The sequence below is a fragment of the Hymenobacter gelipurpurascens genome (assembly GCF_900187375.1).
Lineage (GTDB): Bacteria > Bacteroidota > Bacteroidia > Cytophagales > Hymenobacteraceae > Hymenobacter > Hymenobacter gelipurpurascens.
This window is the reverse complement of sequence record NZ_FYEW01000002.1, coordinates 1,042,774-1,066,822: the sequence shown is the minus strand read 5'-3', so window position 1 is coordinate 1,066,822 and position 24,049 is coordinate 1,042,774. Positions and strand designations below refer to the sequence as shown.

Sequence of the window (24,049 nt, the reverse complement as noted above, 5' to 3'; positions counted from 1 at the left end):
GGAAGCCGTACTTTTACGCACCCATCCCACCACATCAACCTCAGACCTTACCACTTCGCCGATGTACGCCACCCTTCAGCCCGACCTTGAACAGCAGCTTCAGGAAATAAAAGATGCCGGCCTTTACAAGCAGGAGCGCATCATCACCTCGCCCCAGGGCGCCGAAATCGAGACGAAAGAAGCCGGCGAAGTGCTGAACTTCTGCGCCAATAATTACCTAGGCCTGTCCTCGCACCCCGAGGTGGTAAAAGCGGCCAAAGAAGCTATTGACACGCACGGCTACGGCATGTCGTCAGTGCGCTTTATCTGCGGTACTCAGGACATCCACAAGGAGCTGGAAGCCAAGCTAGCGGAGTTCCTCGGCACCGAGGATACCATTCTGTACGCGGCAGCTTTCGACGCCAACGGCGGCGTGTTCGAGCCTTTGTTCAACGAGCAGGACGCTATTATTAGTGACGCGCTCAACCACGCTTCCATCATTGATGGCGTGCGCCTCTGCAAAGCCCAGCGCTTCCGCTATGCTCACAACGACATGGCCGACCTGGAAAAGCAGCTCCAGGATGCGCAGGCCAAAGGCACGCGCCACCGCATCATCGTGACGGATGGCTCGTTCTCCATGGACGGCACCATCGCGCAGCTCGACAAAATCTGCGACCTGGCCGATAAGTACCAGGCCTTGGTGATGATTGACGAATGCCACTCCATGGGCTTCCTCGGCAAAACCGGCCGCGGCACCCATGAGTACCGCAACGTGCTGGGCCGCGTGGATATCATCACGGGCACGCTGGGCAAAGCTCTTGGCGGCGCCATGGGCGGCTTCACCTCGGGCCGCAAAGAGGTGATTGATATGCTGCGTCAGCGCAGCCGCCCCTACCTGTTCTCCAACACGCTGGCCCCCGCCATTGTGGGCGCCAGCCTGCGGGTGCTGGAGCTGCTCACGGAGAGCACCGAGCTGCGCGACCGGCTCGAAGAAAACACCAAATACTTCCGCGAGAAGATGACTGCTGCCGGCTTCGATATCAAGCCCGGTGAGCACCCCATCGTGCCCGTCATGCTCTACGATGCCAAGCTGGCACAGGAGTTTGCCGCCAAAATGCTCGATAAAGGCATCTACGTAGTTGGCTTCTACTACCCCGTGGTGCCCAAAGGCCAGGCCCGCATCCGGGTGCAGCTCTCCGCCGCCCACACCCGAGCCCACCTCGACAAAGCCATCAACGCCTTCATTGAAGTAGGCCGCGAGGTAGGCACGCTCAAAGACCGCAGCGCACAGCAGCCTGAGGCTGGCCAGGTAGTGACGAACACGCCCTAGGCCAGTAAGGCAGTGGCCTAGAGTTGCCTTTAGGCCACTGCCACACTTATAAAAGCACGTCATCCTGACGAAGGAAGGATCTTCTCACAAGTGAATGAGGCGCTAGGCCAGTTGTTCAGGCGTGCTAAGATCCTTCCTTCGTCAGGATGACGTGCTTTTTTGCTGTTATGAAAGGATAAGGCGGCTTATGCAGCCACTTCCGCCGTTGCCGAACCTGCGGAGGCGGGTGCCGTGGGCTTGGGGGCTACATCGAACAAGAAATCGTTAAGGCGGGCGCGCAAATCAGCAGAGGCTAGGTTGCGGAAGACCTCGCCGCCGCGCACCAGGGAAATCTGGCCAGTTTCTTCGCTTACTACTAGTACAATGGCATCCGTCACTTCCGTCAGGCCGATGGCGGCGCGGTGGCGCAGGCCCATGGAGGCGGGCACATCGGGGTTTTCGCTGACGGGCAGAATGCACCGGGCGGCCTGGATGCGGCCGCGGGTGATAATGACGGCACCGTCGTGGAGGGGGCTGGTTTTGTTGAAGATACTCATGAGCAGGCGCTTGCTCACAGTGGCATCAATCAGGTCGCCGGAGTCGGCGAAGAACTTCAGGTCGGAGGCCATGGCGAAGGCGATGAGCGCGCCGGTCTGCTTGCCGGCCAAGCTCTTAGCCGCTTCCACAAACGGCGTAATGTTCATGCGCTCTGACGTCGCCTCGCGTCGCCATGGAAATACGCGCACACGGTCTAGCGCCGTAGCCTTGCCGATGGTGAGTAGGAACCGCCGGATTTCCTGCTGAAATAGAATGATGCCCGCCAGCACGCCCACGCTCATAAACTGGCCTAGGATGCTGGTAAGGAGCTCCATGCCGGTGGCTTTCACCACCAGATAGAGCAGGTAAATGGACATGAAGCCCAAGAAAATCTTCAGCGCCACGCTTCCCGTCAGCAGCTTATACAGCTGATAGAACAGCACCGTGACCAGCAGCACGTCGATGACGTCTACCCAGCCAATGCGCAGGAAGCCGACGGAGAAGGAGCCAATCACGGGAAAACGGGTGAGTAGGTGGTAGAAACGAGCTGAATGGTTTGCACAGCCTCTGCTACATCATGTACGCGCAGAATCCGGGCCCCGTTGAGCAGGGCCATGGTATTGACGGCAACGGTGCCCGGCAGCGCCGCCTCCGCCGATAGGCCTAGGGCTTTGGCTACCATGCTTTTGCGGGAGAGCCCGGCCAGAATCGGCAGGCCCAGTATCTGTAGCTCCGGCAGGCGGCGCAGTAGCTCATGACCTTGCGCGGGCGTTTTGGCAAACCCAAAGCCGGGGTCCAGCACCACATCCGAAATGCCGTGGCTGCGCAGTTCGGCTAGCTTATCCCGGAAATAGCGCACCAGCTCCAGCACCAGATCATCGTCGTAGTGCGTGAGCTGGGGCATGGTTTGGGGTGTGCCGCGCATGTGCATCAGGATGTAGGGCACTTGGAGGTGGCCTACGGTGGGCAGTAGTTCCGCATCCAACTGGCCGCCACTGATGTCGTTGAGAATGTCGGCGCCGGCGGCTACGGCCTCGGCGGCCACGCTGGCCCGAAACGTATCGACGGAAATAAATGCGTCCGGAAATGCTTGGCGCACGGCTTCTATGGCCGGCAGCACGCGGCGCTTTTCCTCATCCGCAGGAATATCCTCGGCGCCGGGGCGGGAGGAGTAGCCGCCCAAGTCCAGGATGCTGGCACCCTGGCCTAGCATCAGCTCGGCGCGGCGCAGCAACTCATCCTGGGAGCCGATGCGGTTGCCAGCAAAGAACGAATCGGGCGTCAGATTAAGGATGCCCATCACCTGCGGACGGCGCAAATCCAGCACGCGTCCGCCGGGGCAACGCAAGGTTTGCCTGGGTGAAAAACACGTATCTTGCAGGGCCTGGAGCATGGTTTTTCGGGGTAGGAGCGCGTGGCACGCGCCCGCCAGATTCAGAACTATGGGTGTGAAGCAGCACCAGTAGTTTATCACCGGACATGCTGCGGTGCGGGGGCGTAGTACGCGCTCCTCTGCTCAACAAAATAGCCTGAAAAACTTGGAGAATCAAACCCAGCACGAATACAACCAGGTGCTAGCGCACTGCCGCCAGCTGTTTCTGGCCAAAACCCACGACTACGGCACGGCCTGGCGCATCCTGCGGCTGCCGTCCGTCACGGACCAGATTTACATTAAGGCCCAGCGCATCCGCAGCATCCAGGAGAAAGGCACCCAGCTGGTAGCCGATGGGGTGGAAGAGGAGTTTGTGGCCATCATCAACTACTGCATCATTGCCCTCATGCAGCTAGGCCTGCCGCCGGAAGCGCCCATGGACCTTGACCCCGCCGCCGTGGCCCTGGCCTACGACGCGGAAGTGGAGGAAAACCGCCGTCTGCTGTTCGCCAAAAACCACGATTATGGCGAAGCCTGGCGCCAGATGCGGGTAGAAAGCATCACGGATATTATCCTGATGAAGCTGCACCGTACTAAGCAGATTGAGGATCTGCACGGGCTCACGCGCGTATCGGAGGGCGTAGATGCCAACTACCGCGACATGCTCAATTACGCCGTATTCGCCCTCATCAAGAGTGGCTTCGTAGACGTGAAAGCGTAACCTCAACCGTCACCTTCCCGAAAGAAGCATCCGTCAGGCCAGAACGATAGTCGTTTGGGCGTGAGCAGGGCTTTCCTGGGTCAGGATGAGCGCTATCTTTAGACAGCAAAGGCACCTGCGTTACGCCTCCAGAAGTAAACTCTATATGAAACAAATTACCCGTATTTGCTGGCTGTTGCTGGGTGTGGTCTTTATCTTCTCGGGGCTGGTGAAGCTCAACGACCCCGTAGGCACGGCCCTCAAGTTGGAAGAATATTTTGAGGTGTTCAGCCAGGATATTGGCTCCTTCTTTCACGTCTTCATTCCGCATTCCCGCACGCTGAGCATCTTCCTGAGCTCCCTGGAAGTGGTGCTGGGCGTGGCCGTGCTGTTGCGCTGGATGCTGCGTCAGGTGCTGCTCACGCTGCTAGGCCTCCTGATTTTCTTCGGGTTCCTGACGTTCTACTCGGCCGCCTTCAATAAGGTAACGGACTGCGGCTGCTTCGGCGACTTCATCAAGCTCACGCCCTGGACGTCGTTTGCCAAGGATATGTTCCTGCTGCTGCTTTGGGCCGTGGTATTCCTTAACCAGCGCTACCTGCGCCGGGTGTTTGCCAAGGGCACCTTGGGCGTGATGTACATCACCATTGCCTCGGCTGTGGCCATTGGTATCGGCGTGCGGGCGCTAGGCCACTTGCCGTACTTCGATTTCCTGCCTTACAAAGTGGGCAACGACATTGGGAAGCTGATGAAGCCCCAAGAGCCGGCCAAGTACCAGTACGTGATGGAGCGCAACGGCGAAAGCAAAACGTTTACGGAGTATCCCACCGATTCTACCTGGAAATACAAGAGCATGGAAGTGCTCAACCCGCTCACCTCTAAGCCCGTCATCACCGACTTCTCGGTGTTTGATGCTGATGGCAAAGACCATACGGCCGAAATACTGACGGGCAACAAGCTGGTGCTGGTGGTGCAGGATGTGACCTCCGCCGACCGCGACCGGTACAAGGAAATTAATGAGCTGCTGGAAACGGCTGCTAAATCGAAGAAGCCCCTCACGCCGCTGGTCATCACCAGCAGCAGCCCCGCCGCCTTCGACTCGTATCGCCATGATGTGAACCTGGCAGCACCCTACTACTTCGCCGATGCCACTGTGCTCAAATCCATGATTCGCTCAAACCCCGGCCTGATTCTGCTGCAGAACGGGGTGGTGAAAGGCAAGTATCACTACCATGATATCCCGACGCAGGGAGAGCTAGAGAACGAGCTGTGAGCCGCATACTAGGGTTTTTGCTGCGCCGCCTCTGGCAGGGGGCGCTGGTGCTGGTAGGCGTAGCCCTCACCGTGTTCTTTCTGTTCAATGTATTGCCCGGCGACCCGGTAGCCCTGCTGGCCGGTCAGCGCTCCGACGCGGCCACCCGTGCCGCCATTGCCGCCGACCTGGGCCTCGATCAGCCGCTGCCTGCTCAGTTGGCCGGCTACCTCAACGATGTATCGCCGCTAGGCCTGCACCCCCGCGACTCGGCCGGTGTGGCCAAGTACGGCGGCGTTACGCTGCTGCCGCTAGGCCCGAAGGCGCTGGTATTGAAAACGCCGTATTTGCGCCGTTCCTTCCAGAGCAACAAGGAAGTGCTTAGTATTCTGCTCGACCACTTCACGGGCACGCTCTGGCTAGCTGTGGCGGCTATGCTGCTGGCGGCGGTACTAGGCATAGGCCTAGGAATCGTGGCCGCGCTCAAACCGCACTCCTGGCTTGATCGGCTGCTGGTATCTACCTCCGTGCTGGGCATTTCGGTGCCGTCGTTTGTGGCGGCCATCCTCATCGCCATGACGTTTGGGTTTTACTGGAGCCGCTGGACGGGCCTCAACCTCACAGGCCAGCTCTACGAAACCGACCCCTTTACGGGCCGCCACTTGGTACTGCGCAACCTGGTGCTGCCAGCGTTTGCCTTAGGCATCCGGCCGCTAGCTGTTATTGTGCAGCTCACCCGATCCTCCATGCTCGATGTCATGAGCCAGGACTATATCCGGACGGCGCGGGCAAAGGGCCTGTCGGCGTACCATACGGTTATTGGCCATGCCCTCAAAAATGCCCTGAATCCGGTTATTACCGCCGTGTCGGGCTGGCTGGCCTCCCTCATGGCAGGTGCCTTCTTCATTGAGTATATTTTCAACTGGAAAGGCCTGGGCACCGTCACGCTACGGGCCGTGGAGAATCTGGATTTCCCGGTCGTGATGGGCGCCACCATCTTTATCGCGGCCATCTTTGTGCTGGTAAACATTGCCGTTGATGTTCTCTACGCCGTCATTGACCCTCGCGTAAAGCTTGGCTAGGCCACTCAATATGGGCCAAGCTGGCGTCTTATTTTTCCTTGTTTTCTTCTTCTGACTCTCTCATGCGCCTGTATCTGATCGGCATGCCCGGTGCGGGCAAAACTACCTTGGGCCGGGCCTTGGCCACGGCCTACGAAGTGCCCTTCCGCGACCTGGACGACGAAATTGTGCGCCGAGAGCAGCGCAGCATTCCGGAGATTTTCGCGCAGGAAGGCGAGGAGTATTTTCGGGAACAGGAAGCAGAAGTGCTGCGTGAACTGGTAGCGGAACTGCCCGAGCTGGTGTTATCAACCGGCGGCGGCACGCCTTGCTTCCATCATAACCTCGATGTGTTGCTGGAAACCGGGCTCACGTTGTACCTGGCCGTGCCCGTGCCGGAACTGGTACGGCGCTTGCTGCAGCAGGCTTCACAGCGTCCGTTGCTGGCGCCAGCTCTTGATGCAGCTGCGCTGGAAACGCGCCTGACGGAAACCTTGGCCGCCCGTCAGGGGTTTTACGACCGTGCGCCGCTGTGTTGCGCCGCTCCTATCTGTTCGGTAGAGGCGGTGCGGCAGTTGGTCGATCGATATAATGCTACCGTCTAGTTCGCGTTTAGACTTCAGCCGTCGTTTACGCGCGAGTGACTATTTTTGCGAACTCATCATTTCCGCCTTGGTATGAACACCACTTCCGAAGCTTCTGAGCCTGAAGTACACGTAACCCCGGTTAAAACGCCAGATGCCATCAAGCCTAAGCACAAGGGCTCGGCGCAGCTGTTTAAGAATCCGGTGCTGGAGCGTCTGTCGCACACGCACATTGCGCTTCCGGTCTCCATCTTCATAATTACTGCTTTCGTGAGCCTGTACTATGGCCTGACACGAGGTTTTATTACGGGTATTTCGGCCTTTGGCCTTTTCCTGATCGGCTGGTTCATGTTCACGTTTGTGGAGTACGTGATGCATCGCTACCTGTACCATATTCCGGCTACTTCGCCCGGTCGGATCAAGTTCCAGTATACCATGCACGGCGTGCACCACGAGTATCCTAAAGACAAAACGCGCCTGGCCATGCCGCCCATCATCACGGTATTCGTGGCGTCGTTGCTGTTCTTCATCTTCCGCTTCACGTTTGGAAGTGCGGCATTCGGTATTCTGGCGGGCTTTGTATTCGGGTATGCGCTCTATTTGTTTGTGCACTATGCCATTCACGTATATGCTCCCCCAAAGAACTTCCTGAAAGTGTGGTGGACTCACCACGCCCAGCATCACTACCGCCAGGATGAAATTGCTTTCGGCGTATCCAGCACCCTCTGGGACCACATCATCGGGACCATGCCCAGCAAAGCAAAACAGGCCTAGGCCACTCCTATTTCAGCAAAAAAGCCACTTCGGTTGAGGTGGCTTTTTTGTTTAGTATCAGATAAAGAGAGGCCAAGGCCAGTACTAAGGACGACGGCGCATCTTATTTACCAGTAACCACAGGAGCAGTACAACCACAAATACAGCAATGATGCCTGTGTAGGCACCAGCTTTGAAGATGGAACCAATGGCGTCGCAGCTGCTCAGCGAAAAAGTAAACAGGACGAGCAGGAAGAGTAGAGGGAGTCGCAGGTTGTTCATGGTAGCGGGGGAGAGTAGGTAGACGTGCCGCTCACAGCGGGCAGCACCAAGAAATAATACTCTGCCTCCCGCAAAAAGGTTAGAGCTACTCCGCACCCCAAAAGCGAGAAACCCCTAACCTGCAGTTGCAGATTAGGGGTTTCTTATCGTGGCGCTCCCTCCTGGGCTCGAACCAGGGACCCTCTGATTAACAGTCAGATGCTCTAACCGGCTGAGCTAAGGAAGCGGTTATGGCGGCGTGTTTTTGCCGTTGCTGGTGCAATATTAGAGCAAAGTTTCGGAAGCTCCAACTATGTGTTTCGAAAAATTTAGAAAGATTTTTTAATTCGTGATTGTCAGAAGGTTGCCGGAGAGGGCTGTGTTGTACCGACGAAGGTTTTGGTTGGCCGGGCCGCCCTGTACCTGCCCTTGCAAGCTAAACTGCGATTTGCAGCACGGGTCATAGAGCCGAATAAACGGGTCGATCTTGACTACGGCGCACGTATCAAGCGGCTGATAGGGGCAGTTGCGCTCAAAGGCTAAGTAGTTCGAGGCGTTCTGCCGCACCACAATAAGGCCTCGCACACCGCCTTTTACATACACTGCGCCATTATCAAAACGCAGGTTGCTGTTTTGCTGATCGGTCAGAACCACTAACTCATTCACGGCTGCCAACGGAATCTGGGGCTGCACATTATCCGTGTTGTTGCAGGCACCTAATAATAGCTGCGAGGCCAGCAAAGAAGCCGCACTAACAGCACGAACCAAGGGACAGGAGCGAAATGGCATAAGAAAGATGTGGTGCTTAGATAACAAGAACGGAATAGGCCTACGCTTTGATATGCGGAACGTGTAGGCCAGTCAACGGTAGCAGAAGCCAGCTTGGCTGATGGGCAGAGATGCTTGCAGTAAAAAAATAGCTCTCCTCCGGATGGAGGAGAGCTATTACAGTTTGCCCAAGGAGTGGCCTACTGCACGCTTTCGAACTGGCGCAGAAAGCGCAGGTCGTTTTCCGTGAACAGGCGCAGGTCTTTGATCTGGTACTTAAGCATCGTGATGCGCTCAATGCCCATGCCCCAGGCGTAGCCGCTGTAGCGCTCGGGGTCGATGCCAGACTGCTCCAGCACAGCGGGGTCTACCATGCCGCAACCGCCGATTTCCACCCAGCCGGTATGCTTGCAGATGTTGCATCCTTTGCCTTTGCAAATCAGGCAGGTAATGTCGATTTCGGCGCTGGGCTCGGTGAAGGGGAAGAAAGACGGGCGGAAGCGCACCTCCATATCATCGCCGAACAACTCCTGCACGAAGTGGTACACCGTCTGCTTCAGATCGGCGAAGCTCACGTTTTCATCCACGAACAGCGCTTCTACCTGATGGAACATCATGTGCGCCCTAGCCGAAATAGCCTCGTTGCGGTACACACGGCCAGGCATGATGCTGCGAATAGGCGGCTTCTGGGTTTGCATCACGCGCACCTGCACGGGGCTGGTGTGGGTGCGGAGTACCCATTCCTGCTCACCGGGCGTACGGCGCACGAAAAACGTGTCCTGCATATCACGAGCAGGGTGGTTTTCGGGGAAGTTGAGGGCAGTGAAGTTGTGCCAGTCATCCTCAATTTCGGGACCCTCCGCTACGTTGAAACCGATGCGCGCCAGAATGCGCACAATTTCCTCGCGCACCAAACTCAAGGGGTGGCGCGTGCCCAAGGCATTAGGAATGCCGGGCAGGGTATAGTCGAAAGACGGATCGGCGGGAGCATTGGCGGTGGCTGCTTCCAGCTCCTGCTGGCGCTGCTCAAACTTAGCTACTGCTGCCTGCTTAAGCTGGTTGAGCTCCTGGCCTACCGAGCGGCGCTGCTCCTGGGGCACCGTTTTCAGTTGATCAAACAGATCCGCCAACTGGCCTTTGCGGCCGGTGAAGGCAATGCGGAACTGATCCAGCTGTTCCGGGGTGGTGACGTCGTACGCTTCGATTTCGGCCCGCAGCCGCGCGATGTTATCCTGCATAATAGTGCAAAGGTAGGAGTTGCGAAGGTGACTTGCCGGGCCCTTTTCTTAAGGACCCTGGCGTGGCCTAGGCCACTCGCAAAAAACTGGTACGGTTGGTGCCTATAGCTACCTATAAGCGGCAACTGAGGCTATACGTGGGGCGCCACCCGTCGGCCAGCCGGTTTCAGGCCCGGATGTGCCGGGTAGGGTCTTACTTCTTTGCATCTCTATCATATGAAACGCTTCTTGCTTTCAGCCGCCGTTGTAGTGGCTTTCTTCAGCGCCCCCGCCGCACAGGCTCAAACTAAACTATCGACTGCTACCGCTCCCGCCAACTCCAGCGTAGCGCCCGCCACCAGGCCCGCTACCGACACCGACGGGTGGCCTACGCTGGATGTCTGGAACACGCCAGCAGACTCCAGCGGCTGGCAGACCGCGGCCACCTCTGAGGCTGATCCGATGATGCAGTCGTCGGGGGTGTTGGTGGCGCCGGGTATGAGCTCCTCGCCCTACCGCGGCACCAGCACCGACTACAACGGCCGCCCTGTGGCAAAACCGAAGTCGAAACGCCCCCGCTCGGTGGTAGTTGCCTCCGAGGACCCGATGATGCACTCCTCGGGCGTACAGATTGCGCCGGGCATGAACACGGCGCCGTACCGTGGCGTGAGCACCGACTACAACGGCCGCCCGCTGCGTAAACCTGCCAGTACCAACAACTCCATGGCCACGGAAAAAGCCTCCGACAACTCTGTGGCAGCCCAGTGGTAGAGGTTGAGGAAGAGTAGAGTGGCTTACAACGGCCCGGCCAACATCCAAGGCCGGGCCGTTGTCGTATGCAGCTGACAGGCAAGTACTCATCCGCTCATCTCTTACGGCTACCTATGAAAACCTTCCTACTTCCGCTGCTGGCTACGCTAGGCCTATTGCTTCTGGCTGAAGCGCCCGCTCAGGCGCAGCAAACCAAGAAAAAGTATAACCGGGCGCGCTCTGGCGCTTACTCACGCTATGACCGCTCTGGCCGTCGAGACGAGGAAAACCTGAAGCTGGCACCCGGGATGCGGCTTAATATGCCCAGCCCGCCCACCACCGACTACATGGGGCGCCCACTCAAAAAGAAACCGGCCCGACCATCTACCACTACCACAACCCTCTCGGCGGGCGATGCGCCCGCAAAAGCGGCTCCCAAAACTACCAGACGCCGGTAGGTACAACACTTCCGTTTGGAGTTTTCTGCCGGTGGACAGCTACACTAGCCCAGCAAAAAATAAGGGCCAGAGCTGGATTGGGACCATTTGATGTGGGTTCACTGAAAAAAGGTGTCTGGCTTTACAATGAGCTGCAGGCTCGGCAATGGATTGCCGGTGTGCCACGGCAAAGCGCTACTGGTGGGCGCGCAGGAGCAGTTTAATTTGCTGGTAAGCTCGTCAATAAGCTGTGCGTGAATGAAATATAAAAATGTGTTAGACGAAAAAAGCGTTTGTGGCATACTGAGCTTGCTTCGGCCCACGTTGTAAGACTATTCTTTTCTGTGTGCTGGGGCAAATAGGAACTTCTACTAATTCTTGACGTTGGAGGAAAATCTAGGAGACGGATTTTCCGGCCTGCCTAGGCTACTGTAACTTGCCGCTTCAATCCTCAATTTGATCTTTCGATGACTCGTTTCTTCTTTCCAATATTACTGGTAGGCGGAGTTCTGGTAGCTTCCCCCACCTTCGCCCAAACGAAGAAATCTTCTAGTGGCTGGGGTTCTTCAGACGGATGGGGCACGCCGGCTCCTGCCACGAAAAAGGCGGTTGCTCCTGCTGCTACCACCAAGAAAGCCGTAGCTCCCGCTGCTACAGCAGCGCCTATGGAGGCGGCAGCACCTGCCGCAGATCCGGCTGCTACGGCTGCAGGCGGTTGGGGTGGAGCAGCAGGTGCCGCTGGTACCGCCGCTCCGGCTACTGAAATGCAGCCCGAAGGGGCCAGCATTGCACCAGGTTTCTCCGCCGCTCCTTCGCGCCGCGTACGCTTCGACTATCGTGGCCGCCCACTGGCCCCGTACGTGCGCCGCTCTGTGCGCTCTGCTGATCCGGTTCCGCCAGCACCTGCTCCCATTCCGGTAGCTGCTCCTGCTATGGAGCCAGAACCAGCTCCGGTAGCGGCTGAGCAAGTAGCTCCAAAAGCTGCTTCGGCCTCGGCTGGCACCAAAAATGCAGGCGCTACCACTACCAAAAAGGCAGTAGTTCCGGCCAAAAAAGCTGCACCTAAAAAAGCCGCGAATGATGGCTGGGGCAGCAGCGGCTGGTAAGCCTTCTCAGGTCTTTGCTATAAACGTTTTACTACAAAAGAGCCCCAGCGCAACTGCGCTGGGGCTCTTTTGTGTTCTCAAAAACTGGCCTAGGCCACTTCGGAGGCTATTCGGCTATATGCTCTGCTACCAGCGAGGGAGTAGGTGTTTCGGTTGCGGCTGCTTTGGGCTGAGCGCGGTAGTAAAGCGTGCTGCAATTGTCGGGGCGTAGTACTTCCTGGGCCGCTGCCAGCACCAGCGCGGGCGTTACAGCCTGCACGCGGGCGCTTTCTTGGTTTACAAGGTTAGCGTCGCCGAGAAGCTTACAGTAAGCCAGGTTCATGGCGCGGTTCAGTAGCTCAATTTCACTGAACACGATGCTTGCCTCGGCCTGATTTTTTACCTTTTCCAGCTCCAGCTCCGACACCAACTCTTCGCGGAGAGTAGCTATTACGCTTTCCACGGCAGCATCGGCTTCTTCCAGCGTCACGCCCGCATTCAGCTTACCGCTCACTACCAGCAAACCGGGTTCCAAAGAACCCATAACGGAAGCCGAAATGGCATTGAACAGTGGTTGCTCCTTCACCAGCTGCTGGTACAGTCGGCTCGACTTGCCACGGCCCAGCAGATCGCTGAGCAGGTCTACATCATAGTAGCGGGCATCGTTGCGGCCGGGCATGTGGTACACTTTGTAGAGCGCCGAAACCGGTACCTCCGCCTGCACCTCCAAAAAGCGGGCTTCGGTCTGGCGGGGTTCCTGCGGGAGCTGCCGCTCATAGCGGGTGCCACTCGGAATGGGAGCAAACCACTTCTCGGCCAGACGCTTGGCCTCGGCCCGGGTTACGGCTCCTGCCACTACCAACACGGCATTGGCAGGAGAGTAGTGCTTGGCGAAAAAGTCGCGCACCTGCTGCATGGTGGCGTCTTCGATGTGGCCTACCTCTTTGCCAATAGTGGCCCATTGGTACGGGTGGTGCTGGTAGGCCAGGGGTCGTAGCTTCAGCCACACGTCGCCGTAGGGCTGGTTGAGGTAGTTCTGCTTGAACTCCTCCACTACCACCTTGCGCTGCACCTCCAGGCCATTCTCCGAGAAGGCCAGGTTCAGCATACGGTCTGACTCCAGCCAAAAGCCGGTTTCCAGATTAGCAGCGGGCAGCGTGAGGTAATAGTTGGTGATATCAGGAGACGTGAAGGCGTTGTTCTCGCCGCCCACTAGCTGCAGCGGCTCGTCGTAGCTGGGGATGTTCACGGAGCCCGAAAACATCAGGTGCTCAAAGAGGTGCGCGAAGCCTGTGTGCTCGGGGTCTTCGTCGCGGGACCCTACGTTGTACAGGATGTTGAGCACCGCCATCGGCGTGCTGCGGTCTTCGTGCACTAGGCAGCGCAGGCCGTTAGAAAGCGTGAATTCTTCGAAATGAATCATAAGGAAAGTCGGTGGAAAACTGCCTGCTAGGCCAGTAGGGAAATAACCAGCCGCCCAAAACAGAAGTTTCGGGCGGCTGATGGAGCAATTTACGGAAGTTGGCAACGGGAGGCCAATACCGTTGGGCTACAACGTAGCGCGTAGGCCTAACAGTATGGTGCAGGCAGTGGGGTAGGCGCTGGCGTCGAGGCCCGCTTGGGTTGCAGCAGCGCCTCCACTGCTGATTCCCGGATCAAAGCCCCGGTACTTGGTAAATACCAGCAGGTTCTGGCCGCCTACCCACACCGAAATGTTGCGGACATCTTTCTCCCAGACCCGATAACCACAGGTAACCGTGGAAAGACGCAGGTGGTTGCCCGATTGCAGGTAATAAGAGCTGTTCCGTTGTACCTCATTGCCGACCGCCGGCACGTTGGACGAAGGACTGGAAGCAGTCCAGCGCTGGCGAATCAGGGTGCTGCCGTTGCTACCGAACGTGGTGGGGTTATCCAGAAAAACTCCGGCTGTGTTGTATAGCTGGTGGCCAAAGGCGCCGTCGGCCTGGAGCTGAAGGCTGAAGCGATGATAGGAAAGCTGTTGTGTAACGCTTAATAGGTGGGTGGGGAGGCCAGAGCCTAGGTTTTGGTAATCCAGGAAATTAGTGGTGCCGTAGCCATTCACTTCATCGTAGCGCGGGAGGCCATCGGGGGTGGTGCCCAAGTAGCGCAAACCACGGAAGGTGGCCAACGCCGAACCATCGGTAGTGAGTTGTACCGCATTGCCAGCCCAGGGCACTTGCCCGGCGTAGCGGTTCTGCTGAGCGGCGAAAGAAAGTATGGTGCTGGCTGACAACTGCGGCTGACGAAGCCACCAACCCGTCAGGGTCAGCTCTGCCCCGCGCGCCTGCAGCTGCGTATCAGTAAAATTCGTAAGGCCGGTAGCTGCCTCTAACGTGGTATGACGCTGGTAGGCGCTGGCCTCTACTACCACTTTATCCTGCCAGAACCCCGCTGACAAACCAGCTTCCCGCTGAACAGTAGTCTCCAATAAGGGGGTATAAAAAACAGTGCCGCTACCACTAGAGTTAGGCAGAAGCGCAGTATACAAACTCTGCCCAAAGAAGCTGCCTGCGTTGGAGGTCCGTCCCTGGCCTACCCACACATTGAGATGAGAAATAGTGGAGTTCCCGCGCAGAAAGCTTTCCTGGCCGGCATGCCAGGTGAACTGCGCGGCAGGGCTCCATTGCCAGCGTTGTTCGGCCGCCAGGAAACTGCTTCCGTCGCGGCGAAGACTGGCCTGCATCTCATACCGCTCATCATAGCTGTAGCCTACTTCTCCACTGAAGCTGGCCAGTGTAGTGCGATTTTCGGCAGTACCGCGGCTGGATGCGGAGCCTACCGGAATAGTAGCGCCCAGAAGCTTGGTTTCCGAAAGAGTTCTGAAGTTCTGGACCTGCCACGCTGCCCCAAGCTGGGCCGTAAGGGCGTGGCGTTCGGCTAGAGTGCGCCGGAAGTCTAGCGCAGCCCGGTAGCTTTGCTGGCGAAAGCGCCGGCTATCGGTTTGCTGATAGGATTCGTAGAAAGGAGTAGGGCCGCTGCTTGGGTCGACGCTGAAGCGGTGGAGGTAGTTGAACTCCCAATGATTCAACAGGCTAGCAGTCAGAAATTGCCCGATGCTCTGGCGTAGTTCCACCTGGCCTAGCAACTGCCGCTGCCGGGGTTCCCGCGTCTGGAGCAGGGCTTGGCGCAGGGGATTATTAAACAGATTACCGCTGTTATTCAGCTCGCCGGTAGCAGTACGCGGTTGCACGGTTGGTTCAGCAGTTATCATATTCAGGGCCAGCAACTCGTCGGGCAGGCGGGCGTCGGCTTGGCTGGCCGCCACGCGCGCCGTAGCAGAGAGCCGCGCCGTGAGTTGCTGCTCCACGTTTGCCCGAAGAGCGTAGCGCCGCAGCTGCGAGTTTTCCACAATGCCGCTCTGGCATAGGTAGTCGGCGCTCACATAATAGCGGGTGGTATTCCGGCTACCGGTAAGCCCCAGATGGTGCTCCTGCAGGGCCGCGGTGCGTAGCACTTCCTGTTGCCAGTCGGTGCCCTGGCCTAGCGTGGCTATCTGCGCAGCGGAAAAAGGCTGAGGTTCCCGTATCCTGGAAGCTACCTCGTTCTGCCACTCGGCGTACTCATGCGCCGAGAGTAGGTCGTAACGGCGACGAACCTGCTGTACCCCGCCATAGCCGCTATAGCTTACCCGGAGCGGCTGTCCGCGTCGGCCCAGTTTTGTCTGGATGCTGATGACGCCATTCTGCCCTTGCCCTCCGTAGCGGGCCGTTGCAAGGGCACCCCGGAGTACGCTCACTGATTCAATATCCTCGTTAGGAAGATTTAGCAACGGGTTAAGGCCGTAGGGTCGTGCTGCTTCTACTGCCGAAGAGCTTCTTCCCAGTTCTTTCTCTCCCATATTCTGGAACACGGGTACACCATCTACCACATAAAGCGGATGCGCATTGCCTGAGAGCGAAGCCGCACCCCGAATCCGCACGGCCACCTGCGCTCCGGGCGCGCCGGAATAGGGTGTGGCCTGCACGCCTGCTGCTTGGCGGAGTTGCTCCTGGATGGGGAGGAGGGGAGTGAGAGGGCGGGAAGTTACTATAACTGCATCCTTGATACTTCTTGATGTACTATCGGGCTGAGTTAGCGTCGTCCTCACACGGTGCGAAGCCAGCGTATCCGGCTGTTGAGCTTGAGCTACAATAGAAAGTGGAAGTAATAAACCGAGAGGGTATAGTCGAACCATATAGTATAAGTAAGAGGAAAATCGGCCCCGAAGATAGAGGCCCTAGGCCACTGCTTTCCACAAAGCCAGCTCCATAATTTTCCTTCCGACCCAAACCCGTACTTTTGGCGCCACCCACTACTTAGTTCGCTTTCCGTTATGCACTTCGACCGCAAGGACTACTCCAACGAAACCCTGCTCCACCTCTACCGAGGCCTGCTTAAGCCCCGCCTGATTGAGGAAAAGATGCTCATTCTGCTGCGGCAGGGCAAAGTGAGCAAGTGGTTTTCGGGAATCGGGCAGGAAGCTATTTCGGTGGGCAGCACGCTGGCCCTGGAGCCCGATGAGTACATTCTGCCCCTGCACCGCAACCTGGGCGTATTCACGGGCCGTGATATTCCGCTGGACCGCCTGTTTGCGCAGTGGCAGGGTAAAACCACCGGCTTCACGAAGGGTCGCGACCGGTCGTTTCACTTCGGCACCAATGAGCACCACATTGTGGGCATGATTTCCCACCTCGGTCCGCAACTGGCCGTGGCCGGCGGCATTGCTCTGGCCGATAAGCTGGAAGACCGCCCCAAAGTAACTGTGACCTACAGCGGCGACGGCGGCGCCTCCGAGGGCGACTTTCACGAGGCCCTGAATGTGGCAGCCGTGTGGGAGCTGCCGGTTATTTTCATCATCGAAAACAACGGTTACGGCCTCAGCACTCCCTCTAACGAGCAGTTCCGCTTCAAGCAGTTCATTGACAAGGGACCGGCCTACGGCATGCAGGCCGTGCAGGTGAACGGCAACAACGTGCTGGAAGTGTACGACACGGTGCGCCGCCTAGCCGAGGATCTGCGCCAGAACCCGCGCCCCGTGCTGCTGGAGGCCCTCACGTTCCGGATGCGCGGCCATGAAGAAGCCAGTGGCACCAAATACGTGCCCCAGGAGCTGTTCACGGAGTGGGCCCAAAAAGACCCGGTAGAAAACTACGAGAAGTGGCTGATGCAGGAAGGTATTCTGGATGAAGAGGCCCGCCTGCGCTTCCGCGAAACCATCAAGCGCGAGATTGAGGAAGGCCTCCGCATTGCCGATGCCACGCCCATGCCCACCGCTGACGCCACACTGGAACTGGCCGACATGTACCGGCCCTTCGAGGCGCCCGACCAGGCCCCGGCTACCGATGCGAAAACCACCGACAAGCGCTACGTAGATGCCATTTCCGATGGCCTACGCCAGAGCATGGAGCGCTACCCGGAGTTGGTGCTGATGGGCCAGGACATTGCCGACTACGGCGGGGTGTTCAAGGTGACTGATGGCTTTGTAGGCCAGTTCGGGAAGGGCCGCGTGCGCAACACGCCTTTGTGTGAGTCCGCTATTGTGGGCGCAAGTTTGGGCCTGAGCATCAAGGGCAAGAAGAGCATGGTGGAAATGCAGTTCGCCGATTTCGTGACCTGCGGCTTCAACCAGATTGTGAATAACCTGGCCAAAAGCCACTACCGCTGGGGCCAGAACGCCGATGTGGTGGTGCGCATGCCTACCGGTGCGGGCACGGCAGCCGGCCCATTCCACAGCCAAAGCAACGAGGCCTGGTTTACGCACACGCCCGGCCTGAAAGTGGTATTCCCCAGCAACCCCGTGGATGCCAAAGGCCTTCTTTGCGCGGCCATCGAAGACCCTAACCCGGTTATCTTCTTTGAGCACAAGTTGCTATACCGCAGCATTTCGGCGCCTGTGCCCGATGTGTATTACACCACGCCCATTGGTAAGGCGGCGCTGGTGCGGGAGGGCGAGGAGATGAGCATTATTACCTATGGCGCCGGCGTACACTGGGCCACGGCCCTGGCCAATGAGCTAGGTCTATCGGCCGACATTCTGGACCTGCGCACCCTGCTGCCCTGGGATACCGAGGCCGTGCGCAAAACCGTCGAAAAAAATGGCCGCGTTATCATCTTGCACGAAGACACCCTGATAGGTGGCCTAGGAGGCGAAATTGCGGCCTGGATTGCCGAACATTGCTTCGAGCACCTTGATGCGCCGGTGCAGCGCGTAGCTTCCCTGGACACCGCCGTGCCGTTTGCGCCGCCCCTGGAAAAGGTGTTCCTGCCTCAGCAGCGCCTACGCCAAACGGTGGAAAAACTGCGCAACTACTAGTCCTAGGCCACCCTTCTGTCAGGGCGAGGAGGTACGAAGCCGCCATCTTTCCTTGTAGCATGCCGCGTAACTAACGAAACCGAACAGCCCTTACTTCCAATCTGGAGGTAAGGGCTGTTTAGTTATTCAGGCTTTTTTCAACGACAAGGAAAGATGGCGGCGTCGCACCTCCTCGCCCTGGCAGGACTGGCCTAGCCGCAAGAGCTGGCCTACGAAGTTCATAAATCTGACTACGGCTATTTGTGTATTTTGCGGGGCTTATGCTCCGCCCCGGAGCCGAATACCTCTCTGAATGAACCGCTACTTTTCTCGGGCTTTCCGCCTTATGTGTCTTCTGCTGGTGGCTGGCTGGCTGCTTTTAGGCGCTTCTGCCTGCCACAGCTACCGCATTCCTAATCCTACGGGGCCGCCACAGCCAAAAGTGAAAAAGGCCAAAAACGCCGACAATCAGGCTGCTAATGGGCAGGCGCTTTCCGTGGAAAAAGAGGCAGTTAAAACGCAGAAAAACAGCTACGACAAAAATGGCCTTCTGAAAAAGCCCAAGTATGAACGGCGGCGTGTGAAGCGCAAAGTTGGCCAGCGCAAGTTTCTCGGAATTGTATTGCCTTTTTAGCTTCCCGGTCGTTTAAGGCATACATCCTTTTCTTAACCTCTTATTGCTGTCGTGGCATCACGCTAATCCTACACTTTATGCGGCACTTATTCCTATCAACTGTTCTGCTGTGGGCCGCATGCGCCACCCAGGCGCATGCCCAGCTGGCACCTACCAGCAAAGGTCAGCAGCGTGCCGAAAGCCGGCGCGCGCTCAAGGACGCCAAGCGCTTCCCAGCCGAGTACAAGGAGTCTCATCTGGCCGTGACCAAGCCAGAACTAAAGGAAGGAAATGGGGGCCGTCTGGCGGTTCTCGAACCCAATGACGCGCGTAGTAGTTATAAGTTTGATAAGTCCGGCATGCCGCGTGTCAGCGAACCATCCCGCCTGAACCTGCGTCTGCGCAAGAAGGACAAAGCCCCCACTCAGTAACCAACCTCGCTTACTATATGACGCCCTGGCAGCCCCTCACCCAATCCGAACAACTCACGGACATCGTCCAGGAGTCTTTTGAGCAGCCCATTATCATCTTCAAGCACAGCACCACCTGCTCTATCAGTGCCGCTGCCAAAGCCAAGCTGGAGCGCCAGTGGAGTGAGGCAGGCCTCGAAACGGCCAAGCTGTACTACCTCGATCTGCTGCGCTTTCGGCCCATTTCCAACGAAATAGCCGAGAAATTCGGCATCCGTCATGAGTCGCCCCAGCTGCTCGTGATTCAGAACGGGGAGTGCCGGCACGACGCCTCCCACATGAGCATCCGACTCAGTGATGTGAAGCAGGTAGTGGCCAGCTAAAACCACTCCATGAGCCAAACGCAGAAAGGATCTGTTCACGCCAAAACGAGCCTCTAGGCCAGTCTTGCATACGTGAACAGATCCTTTTTGCGTTTAGCTGCGAGCGGTGGATTTCCGGCCCTTTAGCCTACGTACTCAAACTGAACCTCCTGCTGAATTTCCGAGTTCAGACTTAGGGCTACCGGGCAGGTGCGGGCGGCATTTTCCAGGATGGTGCGCTCTTTCTCGGTGAGTGAGGCTGGCATCCGGAAGGCCACATCAATCTGCCGGATCCGGCGCGGCTCAGCCGACATATGCTTGGTTACGTCGTAGGTTACACCGGTCAGGTCCAGCTGATGGCGCTCCGCCACGATGCCCATAATGGTCATCATGCAGGAGCCCAGGGCGGCACTTACCAGATCGGTGGGTGAAAATGCCTCTCCCCGGCCGTGATTGTCCACTGGGGCATCGGTGAGGATGATGTTTCCGGAGGCTACGTGCGTAGCTTCGGTGCGTAAATGGCCGGCGTAGCGGGCGGTGGCAGTGCTCATAATACAGAGAGAAAATTGGCAAGTCTGATGCTCGTAAATTTACGTACTTTCGATAGTGTTAGCGGTTTCCGCCCAGAGCGGCTGTCTATTCATGGTTATTTTCCCTTGTAGCCCGTGCGTCCACTTCTAATCTTCGGCGGCAGCTTGCTGCTCACCTTCCTGGGAACTGGCTTATCGGCACGGGCCCAACAGAGCCGTACTGCGTCTTTGCCTACCAGCAATGAAGATCCTTCGTATCGGAGGGAGTTCATCTATGGCATCAACTTTAACACCCGTGGTGGGCTGATTGGGGGCGCTTCAGTACGCTCTACCAAGCCCCTCAACCAGGATTGGGCCCGTTACTGGAGCATTGAGGGCGTAGAAGTAAAGCACCCCAAGGAACAAAAGGTGCCCACGTATTTGGGTGGCCAGTATGTGCCCGGCAAAGCAAACTATATGTATGTGCTCCGGCCGTCGGTAGGGGTGCAGCGCATCATTTTCCGGAAAGCACCGGAGAGTGGCGTCCAGGTAAATGCGTTATTAGGCGCCGGCCCTTCCGTGGCGCTCTTGATGCCTTATTACGTAACCTACGACTACACCCCGCGCGACAGCCGACTGCAGCCAATCGGCCCCGCGGAATACCGGAACGAGAAGTTTGATCCGGAACGGAATCAGCCCATTGCCGACCGCGCGCCGCTGTTTTCGGGCATCAGCGAAACCAAACCCAGTGTCGGGGTCCACATCCGGGGGGCATTGAGCTTTGAGTACGGCCGCTACCGCGATGCAGTGGCTGGCGTGGAAACGGGTTTTCTGTTTGAGGCCTATCCCAAGCGCCAGACGATCCTTAGATCGCTTAATGTGTCCGACGACAAGCTCAATAAGCTGTTTTTTCCTTCTGTGTACCTCACCGTATACCTAGGCCACCGGAACTAAGGAGTTTTGCTGCTTACCCGCTAAAAAGACCTTTCCGGCTGGTGAGGTCTTTTTGCATTTCAGCACTTGCGGGCTGCTGCAAGGGTTATTGCTCTGCTGTGGCGTTTGGCGGGAACATTTTTGACGCTGCGGTGTCTCACTACATAGGTAGTCTATACCCTACTACTCATTACCTTTGTTGCATGGATGACCTGTTGCTGACCTTGCCCATCATTCAGCCGGTGGCGGCTGCTCCCGCAGCGCCCGCCAAGGCGCGCAAGCCCGATTGGCTGCGCGTGAAGCTGCCCGTGGGCCCCGCTTACGCCAATGTCCGCCGTCTGGTGGATGAACATAAACTACATACCATTTGTGAGAGCGGCAACTGCCCCAATATGGGCGAGTGCTGGGGTGCCGGCACGGCTACCTTCATGATTCTGGGCAACGTATGCACGCGCTCCTGCTCGTTCTGTGCCGTGGCCACTGGCCGCCCCACCGAGTATGATACCGATGAGCCCCGCCGCGTGGCCGAAGCTATTCAGCTAATGGGTGTGAAGCACGCCGTTATCACCAGCGTGAACCGCGACGAGCTAAAGGACCGGGGCGCCAGCATCTGGTACGAAACCGTAGTGCGCGTAAAGGAGCTGAGCCCCTTTACCACCATTGAAACCCTGATTCCGGACGTAAAGGCCAACTGGGCCGCGCTGGATACCATGATTGCCGGTGGTCAGGAGGTGGTGTCGCACAACGTGGAAACTGTGGGTAGCCTCTACCGCCTCGTGCGCCCCCAAGCCAAGTACGACCGTAGCCTGGAGCAGATCCGGCGCACGAAGGATGCTGGCAAACGCACCAAGTCGGGCATTATGCTGGGCCTGGGTGAAACCAAAGAGGAAATGTACCGCGCCATGGACGACCTCGTGGCCCACGGCCTCGATATCCTGACGCTAGGCCAGTACCTGCAGCCCACCAAGCGCCACCTCGAGGTAGCCGAGTTCATACACCCCGACCTGTTTGCGCATTACCGCGAAGAAGGCCTGGCCCGTGGCCTCAAGTACGTGGAAAGCGGCCCGCTCGTCCGCTCTAGCTACCACGCTGAGCGCCACGTGAATGTGCCGATTTAACAGGCTGTAGGTACGAATTCATAAACGCCCGCTTTCCTGCCAGGAAAGCGGGCGTTTGCATTAGATAGGCCTAGAGAGTCAGCTGCCAGTTTTATATATCAGGTCAAACTAATAACTTTCCTGACTCTTAGTTTATTCTACTTCTTCTGGTTAGTGCAAGAATTCTTTACCACCCGTGGGCGGCTGCGTCGCCGAGACTACTGGGGCCGCACAATAGGTGTATACGGAGCCGTTATCCTGGCCTATGTGCTGGCAAGCCATGTGCAGTATGCCAGCCCGGATAACGAGCAGCTAGCAACTGCTGGCGTATGCCTGGTGATTTTGATAGGTGTCATACTGGCAAATATCCAAGTTATCAAGCGTCTCCACGATACCAACCTGAGCGGCTGGTGGTGGTTCTTGTTTCTGCTGCCCGTGGTAAGCTACGGCCTCAGCATAGGCATGAGCTTTGTGCCCGGTACGCGGGGCCAAAACCGATTTGGACCCGACCCGAAAGAAGAAGTGGCCTACGAGGAAGAACACCCTGGCAAAAGGGAATAAAAAAACAGCCCCACTAGTACAGTGGAGCTGTTTAAGGTACTACCAAGTGGCCTAGAACTATCGGCTGGCCTGCTGGGCCTGGGGCGGAAACGTGCCCAGAATGCTGCCCACAATACGGTACACTTCCTCTTCCGAAATGGTCTGGTTGTCTACCTGAGCCTGGCCCTGGCCGCGCCATGCCAGCTCTTTGCGCTTGGCATCCACGAAGTCGATAATCACGGTGCCGGCTTTGTATTCCGTGATCATGCCGCCACGGTTATAGAAGCCCCCGTAGCCGTAGCCATATCCGTAGGGGTAGCCGAAAGGACCATAAGGAGTGCCATTGGCGCGTTGCTTATCCTCTACCTTAGCCGAGTAGGCCACAAATACATCGGGCGCTTTGTCTACTTTGGTAAGGCCTTTCGCACTCATTTCGCGCTCAACGGCCGTGCGGATTCGTTTGTCCAGGAACGACTCATAGCCCTGCGCCGGGCCACCTTCTGAGTCACGGGGCTGTTCCGGATACCACGACCACGTTTTGTAGGCCCGGAAATTTACAGAATGATCAAAATCGTTAGTAACGCCCACACGAGCCGTGCTGGCGCAACTGCTGACGCCCAACAAGAGGGCCAGACTAAGCGCAGTGGCGGCCACCGGGCGAGTTAGAAAGCGGGTGATGAAATGCATACCGAACAGATGAGTAGTGGTTGAATAATAGCTTACTCGGCTATAAACAAACTAGCTGCGAAAAACGCCCGCCAGCCTCGTGAGTAGCTACCCCTATTTAACGTCTGGCGCTATCAGGTCGTTCCGCATTTAGCTGCGGGGCAAGGGTATTTGCATATATTATTTCAGGGAAATTTCCTTCTCACCTTGAAATATCTCTATCTTCCGCAAGCCTAATTCATTCCATTCAGCTCTATGAACCGACTTGTACTTTTTTTTGGTAGCCTTTTGCTACTAGCTTCTTGCAGTGCTACTAAAGATGATTCCCGCAGCAACCGTCCTTCTGCGGGTCCGGTGGCCCATAACACGGTAGTAGAGTGTGTGCTTTATGATGGCATGACAAAGCAGTCGAAGCAGCTTACTACGGTGGCGTCTGATGCGGAGGTGCAAGTAATGGATACCGTAGATGCGTACTTCCTGAAAGTACGGGTAACGGCCGATGGCAAAACCGAAAACGGCTATATGTACCGCAACTGCTTCGGCAAGTAAAAGGTAGCTTATT

General features: G+C 57.4%; 26 protein-coding genes and 1 tRNA gene. 17 read left to right on the top strand and 10 right to left on the bottom strand.

Annotated features, from left to right (window positions below):
* Window positions 1-61: 61 nt before the first annotated feature.
* Window positions 62-1,309 carry a glycine C-acetyltransferase gene (kbl, locus tag CFT68_RS16340; protein WP_088844593.1) on the top strand — a complete coding sequence of 416 codons (1,248 nt, stop codon included), beginning with the start codon at window positions 62-64 and terminating at the stop codon, window positions 1,307-1,309.
* 185 nt (window positions 1,310-1,494) lie between these two features.
* Here kbl and cdaA read toward each other — a convergent pair whose 3' ends face one another.
* Both cdaA and folP read right to left on the bottom strand, forming a co-directional pair.
* Complete coding sequence (gene cdaA, locus CFT68_RS16335; RefSeq protein WP_088844592.1) at window positions 1,495-2,340, bottom strand: diadenylate cyclase CdaA; 846 nt, start codon at window positions 2,338-2,340, stop codon at window positions 1,495-1,497.
* Window positions 2,337-3,173 (bottom strand): dihydropteroate synthase, encoded by an 837-nt coding sequence (gene folP / locus CFT68_RS16330; protein ID WP_317044118.1) that lies wholly within the window; start codon window positions 3,171-3,173, stop codon window positions 2,337-2,339. Before folP ends, cdaA begins: the two co-directional genes overlap by 4 nt.
* 190 nt (window positions 3,174-3,363) lie before the next feature.
* Between folP and CFT68_RS16325 the strand changes: the two genes are divergently transcribed.
* From CFT68_RS16325 to CFT68_RS16305, 5 genes are all read left to right on the top strand, one after another.
* Complete coding sequence (locus CFT68_RS16325; RefSeq protein ID WP_088844591.1) at window positions 3,364-3,918, top strand: DUF1599 domain-containing protein; 555 nt, start codon at window positions 3,364-3,366, stop codon at window positions 3,916-3,918.
* Window positions 3,919-4,063: 145 nt separating this feature from the next.
* Window positions 4,064-5,170 (top strand): BT_3928 family protein, encoded by a 1,107-nt coding sequence (locus CFT68_RS16320; RefSeq protein WP_088844590.1) that lies wholly within the window; start codon window positions 4,064-4,066, stop codon window positions 5,168-5,170.
* Window positions 5,167-6,231 carry an ABC transporter permease gene (locus CFT68_RS16315; RefSeq protein ID WP_317044117.1) on the top strand — a complete coding sequence of 355 codons (1,065 nt, stop codon included), beginning with the start codon at window positions 5,167-5,169 and terminating at the stop codon, window positions 6,229-6,231. Before CFT68_RS16320 ends, CFT68_RS16315 begins: the two co-directional genes overlap by 4 nt.
* 62 nt (window positions 6,232-6,293) lie before the next feature.
* Window positions 6,294-6,815: a shikimate kinase gene (locus tag CFT68_RS16310; protein WP_088844589.1), complete on the top strand. Its 522-nt coding sequence runs from the start codon at window positions 6,294-6,296 to the stop codon at window positions 6,813-6,815.
* A 72-nt stretch (window positions 6,816-6,887) separates the two neighbouring features.
* Window positions 6,888-7,568 (top strand): sterol desaturase family protein, encoded by a 681-nt coding sequence (locus tag CFT68_RS16305; protein ID WP_088844588.1) that lies wholly within the window; start codon window positions 6,888-6,890, stop codon window positions 7,566-7,568.
* Between the two features lie 84 nt (window positions 7,569-7,652).
* Here the strand turns inward: CFT68_RS16305 and CFT68_RS21835 are convergent, their stop codons facing one another.
* From CFT68_RS21835 to pheS, 4 genes are all read right to left on the bottom strand, one after another.
* Window positions 7,653-7,829 carry a hypothetical protein gene (locus CFT68_RS21835; RefSeq protein ID WP_170934834.1) on the bottom strand — a complete coding sequence of 59 codons (177 nt, stop codon included), beginning with the start codon at window positions 7,827-7,829 and terminating at the stop codon, window positions 7,653-7,655.
* A 149-nt stretch (window positions 7,830-7,978) separates the two neighbouring features.
* Window positions 7,979-8,055, bottom strand: a tRNA-Asn gene (locus CFT68_RS16300).
* Between the two features lie 95 nt (window positions 8,056-8,150).
* Entirely contained in the window at window positions 8,151-8,597 is a 447-nt protein-coding gene (locus tag CFT68_RS16295; RefSeq protein ID WP_141106595.1) for a Rieske (2Fe-2S) protein, read from the bottom strand.
* A gap of 179 nt (window positions 8,598-8,776) precedes the next feature.
* Entirely contained in the window at window positions 8,777-9,814 is a 1,038-nt protein-coding gene (gene pheS, locus CFT68_RS16290) for a phenylalanine--tRNA ligase subunit alpha (RefSeq protein ID WP_088844586.1), read from the bottom strand.
* A gap of 216 nt (window positions 9,815-10,030) precedes the next feature.
* Between pheS and CFT68_RS16285 the strand changes: the two genes are divergently transcribed.
* From CFT68_RS16285 to CFT68_RS16275, 3 genes are all read left to right on the top strand, one after another.
* A complete protein-coding gene (locus tag CFT68_RS16285) occupies window positions 10,031-10,564 on the top strand; it encodes a hypothetical protein (RefSeq protein ID WP_088844585.1) in 534 nt (177 codons plus the stop codon).
* 113 nt (window positions 10,565-10,677) lie between these two features.
* Window positions 10,678-11,001, top strand: coding sequence for a hypothetical protein (locus CFT68_RS16280; RefSeq protein WP_088844584.1), 324 nt, complete (start codon window positions 10,678-10,680; stop codon window positions 10,999-11,001).
* A 446-nt stretch (window positions 11,002-11,447) separates the two neighbouring features.
* Window positions 11,448-12,086 carry a hypothetical protein gene (locus CFT68_RS16275; protein WP_088844583.1) on the top strand — a complete coding sequence of 213 codons (639 nt, stop codon included), beginning with the start codon at window positions 11,448-11,450 and terminating at the stop codon, window positions 12,084-12,086.
* A 106-nt stretch (window positions 12,087-12,192) separates the two neighbouring features.
* Here the strand turns inward: CFT68_RS16275 and CFT68_RS16270 are convergent, their stop codons facing one another.
* Both CFT68_RS16270 and CFT68_RS16265 read right to left on the bottom strand, forming a co-directional pair.
* Complete coding sequence (locus CFT68_RS16270; protein WP_088844582.1) at window positions 12,193-13,488, bottom strand: M16 family metallopeptidase; 1,296 nt, start codon at window positions 13,486-13,488, stop codon at window positions 12,193-12,195.
* A 126-nt stretch (window positions 13,489-13,614) separates the two neighbouring features.
* Complete coding sequence (locus CFT68_RS16265) at window positions 13,615-16,173, bottom strand: SusC/RagA family TonB-linked outer membrane protein (RefSeq protein ID WP_170934833.1); 2,559 nt, start codon at window positions 16,171-16,173, stop codon at window positions 13,615-13,617.
* 225 nt (window positions 16,174-16,398) lie between these two features.
* Between CFT68_RS16265 and CFT68_RS16260 the strand changes: the two genes are divergently transcribed.
* From CFT68_RS16260 to ytxJ, 4 genes are all read left to right on the top strand, one after another.
* Complete coding sequence (locus tag CFT68_RS16260; RefSeq protein ID WP_088844580.1) at window positions 16,399-18,378, top strand: alpha-ketoacid dehydrogenase subunit alpha/beta; 1,980 nt, start codon at window positions 16,399-16,401, stop codon at window positions 18,376-18,378.
* A 325-nt stretch (window positions 18,379-18,703) separates the two neighbouring features.
* The gene (locus CFT68_RS16255; protein WP_088844579.1) at window positions 18,704-18,991 is read left to right on the top strand and encodes a hypothetical protein; all 288 of its coding nucleotides are present in this window, start codon (window positions 18,704-18,706) and stop codon (window positions 18,989-18,991) included.
* A gap of 77 nt (window positions 18,992-19,068) precedes the next feature.
* Window positions 19,069-19,401: a hypothetical protein gene (locus tag CFT68_RS16250; protein ID WP_088844578.1), complete on the top strand. Its 333-nt coding sequence runs from the start codon at window positions 19,069-19,071 to the stop codon at window positions 19,399-19,401.
* 17 nt (window positions 19,402-19,418) lie between these two features.
* A complete protein-coding gene (gene ytxJ, locus CFT68_RS16245; protein ID WP_088844577.1) occupies window positions 19,419-19,763 on the top strand; it encodes a bacillithiol system redox-active protein YtxJ in 345 nt (114 codons plus the stop codon).
* Window positions 19,764-19,885: 122 nt separating this feature from the next.
* Here ytxJ and CFT68_RS16240 read toward each other — a convergent pair whose 3' ends face one another.
* On the bottom strand, window positions 19,886-20,293 hold the full coding sequence (locus CFT68_RS16240; protein WP_088844576.1) for an OsmC family protein: 408 nt from the start codon (window positions 20,291-20,293) through the stop codon (window positions 19,886-19,888).
* Window positions 20,294-20,407: 114 nt separating this feature from the next.
* Here CFT68_RS16240 and CFT68_RS16235 point away from each other — a divergent pair, with 114 nt between their 5' ends.
* From CFT68_RS16235 to CFT68_RS16225, 3 genes are all read left to right on the top strand, one after another.
* Window positions 20,408-21,205 (top strand): hypothetical protein, encoded by a 798-nt coding sequence (locus tag CFT68_RS16235; protein ID WP_141106594.1) that lies wholly within the window; start codon window positions 20,408-20,410, stop codon window positions 21,203-21,205.
* A 194-nt stretch (window positions 21,206-21,399) separates the two neighbouring features.
* Window positions 21,400-22,302 carry a lipoyl synthase gene (gene lipA, locus CFT68_RS16230; RefSeq protein ID WP_394340118.1) on the top strand — a complete coding sequence of 301 codons (903 nt, stop codon included), beginning with the start codon at window positions 21,400-21,402 and terminating at the stop codon, window positions 22,300-22,302.
* 153 nt (window positions 22,303-22,455) lie between these two features.
* The gene (locus CFT68_RS16225; RefSeq protein WP_170934832.1) at window positions 22,456-22,842 is read left to right on the top strand and encodes a DUF805 domain-containing protein; all 387 of its coding nucleotides are present in this window, start codon (window positions 22,456-22,458) and stop codon (window positions 22,840-22,842) included.
* A gap of 57 nt (window positions 22,843-22,899) precedes the next feature.
* Here the strand turns inward: CFT68_RS16225 and CFT68_RS16220 are convergent, their stop codons facing one another.
* Complete coding sequence (locus CFT68_RS16220; protein ID WP_088844573.1) at window positions 22,900-23,508, bottom strand: DUF4136 domain-containing protein; 609 nt, start codon at window positions 23,506-23,508, stop codon at window positions 22,900-22,902.
* Window positions 23,509-23,841: 333 nt separating this feature from the next.
* Here CFT68_RS16220 and CFT68_RS16215 point away from each other — a divergent pair, with 333 nt between their 5' ends.
* A complete protein-coding gene (locus CFT68_RS16215) occupies window positions 23,842-24,036 on the top strand; it encodes an SH3 domain-containing protein (protein WP_141106593.1) in 195 nt (64 codons plus the stop codon).
* Window positions 24,037-24,049: the final 13 nt, after the last annotated feature.

Coding starts and splice junctions, on each gene's coding strand:
- kbl (WP_088844593.1), top strand. CDS start 62: ATGTACGCCACCCTTCAGCCCGACCTTGAACAGCAGCTTCAGGAAATA.
- CFT68_RS16320 (WP_088844590.1), top strand. CDS start 4,064: ATGAAACAAATTACCCGTATTTGCTGGCTGTTGCTGGGTGTGGTCTTT.
- CFT68_RS16310 (WP_088844589.1), top strand. CDS start 6,294: ATGCGCCTGTATCTGATCGGCATGCCCGGTGCGGGCAAAACTACCTTG.
- CFT68_RS16305 (WP_088844588.1), top strand. CDS start 6,888: ATGAACACCACTTCCGAAGCTTCTGAGCCTGAAGTACACGTAACCCCG.
- CFT68_RS21835 (WP_170934834.1), bottom strand. CDS start 7,829: ATGAACAACCTGCGACTCCCTCTACTCTTCCTGCTCGTCCTGTTTACT.
- CFT68_RS16295 (WP_141106595.1), bottom strand. CDS start 8,597: ATGCCATTTCGCTCCTGTCCCTTGGTTCGTGCTGTTAGTGCGGCTTCT.
- pheS (WP_088844586.1), bottom strand. CDS start 9,814: ATGCAGGATAACATCGCGCGGCTGCGGGCCGAAATCGAAGCGTACGAC.
- CFT68_RS16285 (WP_088844585.1), top strand. CDS start 10,031: ATGAAACGCTTCTTGCTTTCAGCCGCCGTTGTAGTGGCTTTCTTCAGC.
- CFT68_RS16280 (WP_088844584.1), top strand. CDS start 10,678: ATGAAAACCTTCCTACTTCCGCTGCTGGCTACGCTAGGCCTATTGCTT.
- CFT68_RS16275 (WP_088844583.1), top strand. CDS start 11,448: ATGACTCGTTTCTTCTTTCCAATATTACTGGTAGGCGGAGTTCTGGTA.
- CFT68_RS16270 (WP_088844582.1), bottom strand. CDS start 13,488: ATGATTCATTTCGAAGAATTCACGCTTTCTAACGGCCTGCGCTGCCTA.
- CFT68_RS16260 (WP_088844580.1), top strand. CDS start 16,399: ATGCACTTCGACCGCAAGGACTACTCCAACGAAACCCTGCTCCACCTC.
- CFT68_RS16255 (WP_088844579.1), top strand. CDS start 18,704: ATGTGTCTTCTGCTGGTGGCTGGCTGGCTGCTTTTAGGCGCTTCTGCC.
- CFT68_RS16250 (WP_088844578.1), top strand. CDS start 19,069: ATGCGGCACTTATTCCTATCAACTGTTCTGCTGTGGGCCGCATGCGCC.
- ytxJ (WP_088844577.1), top strand. CDS start 19,419: ATGACGCCCTGGCAGCCCCTCACCCAATCCGAACAACTCACGGACATC.
- CFT68_RS16240 (WP_088844576.1), bottom strand. CDS start 20,293: ATGAGCACTGCCACCGCCCGCTACGCCGGCCATTTACGCACCGAAGCT.
- CFT68_RS16220 (WP_088844573.1), bottom strand. CDS start 23,508: ATGCATTTCATCACCCGCTTTCTAACTCGCCCGGTGGCCGCCACTGCG.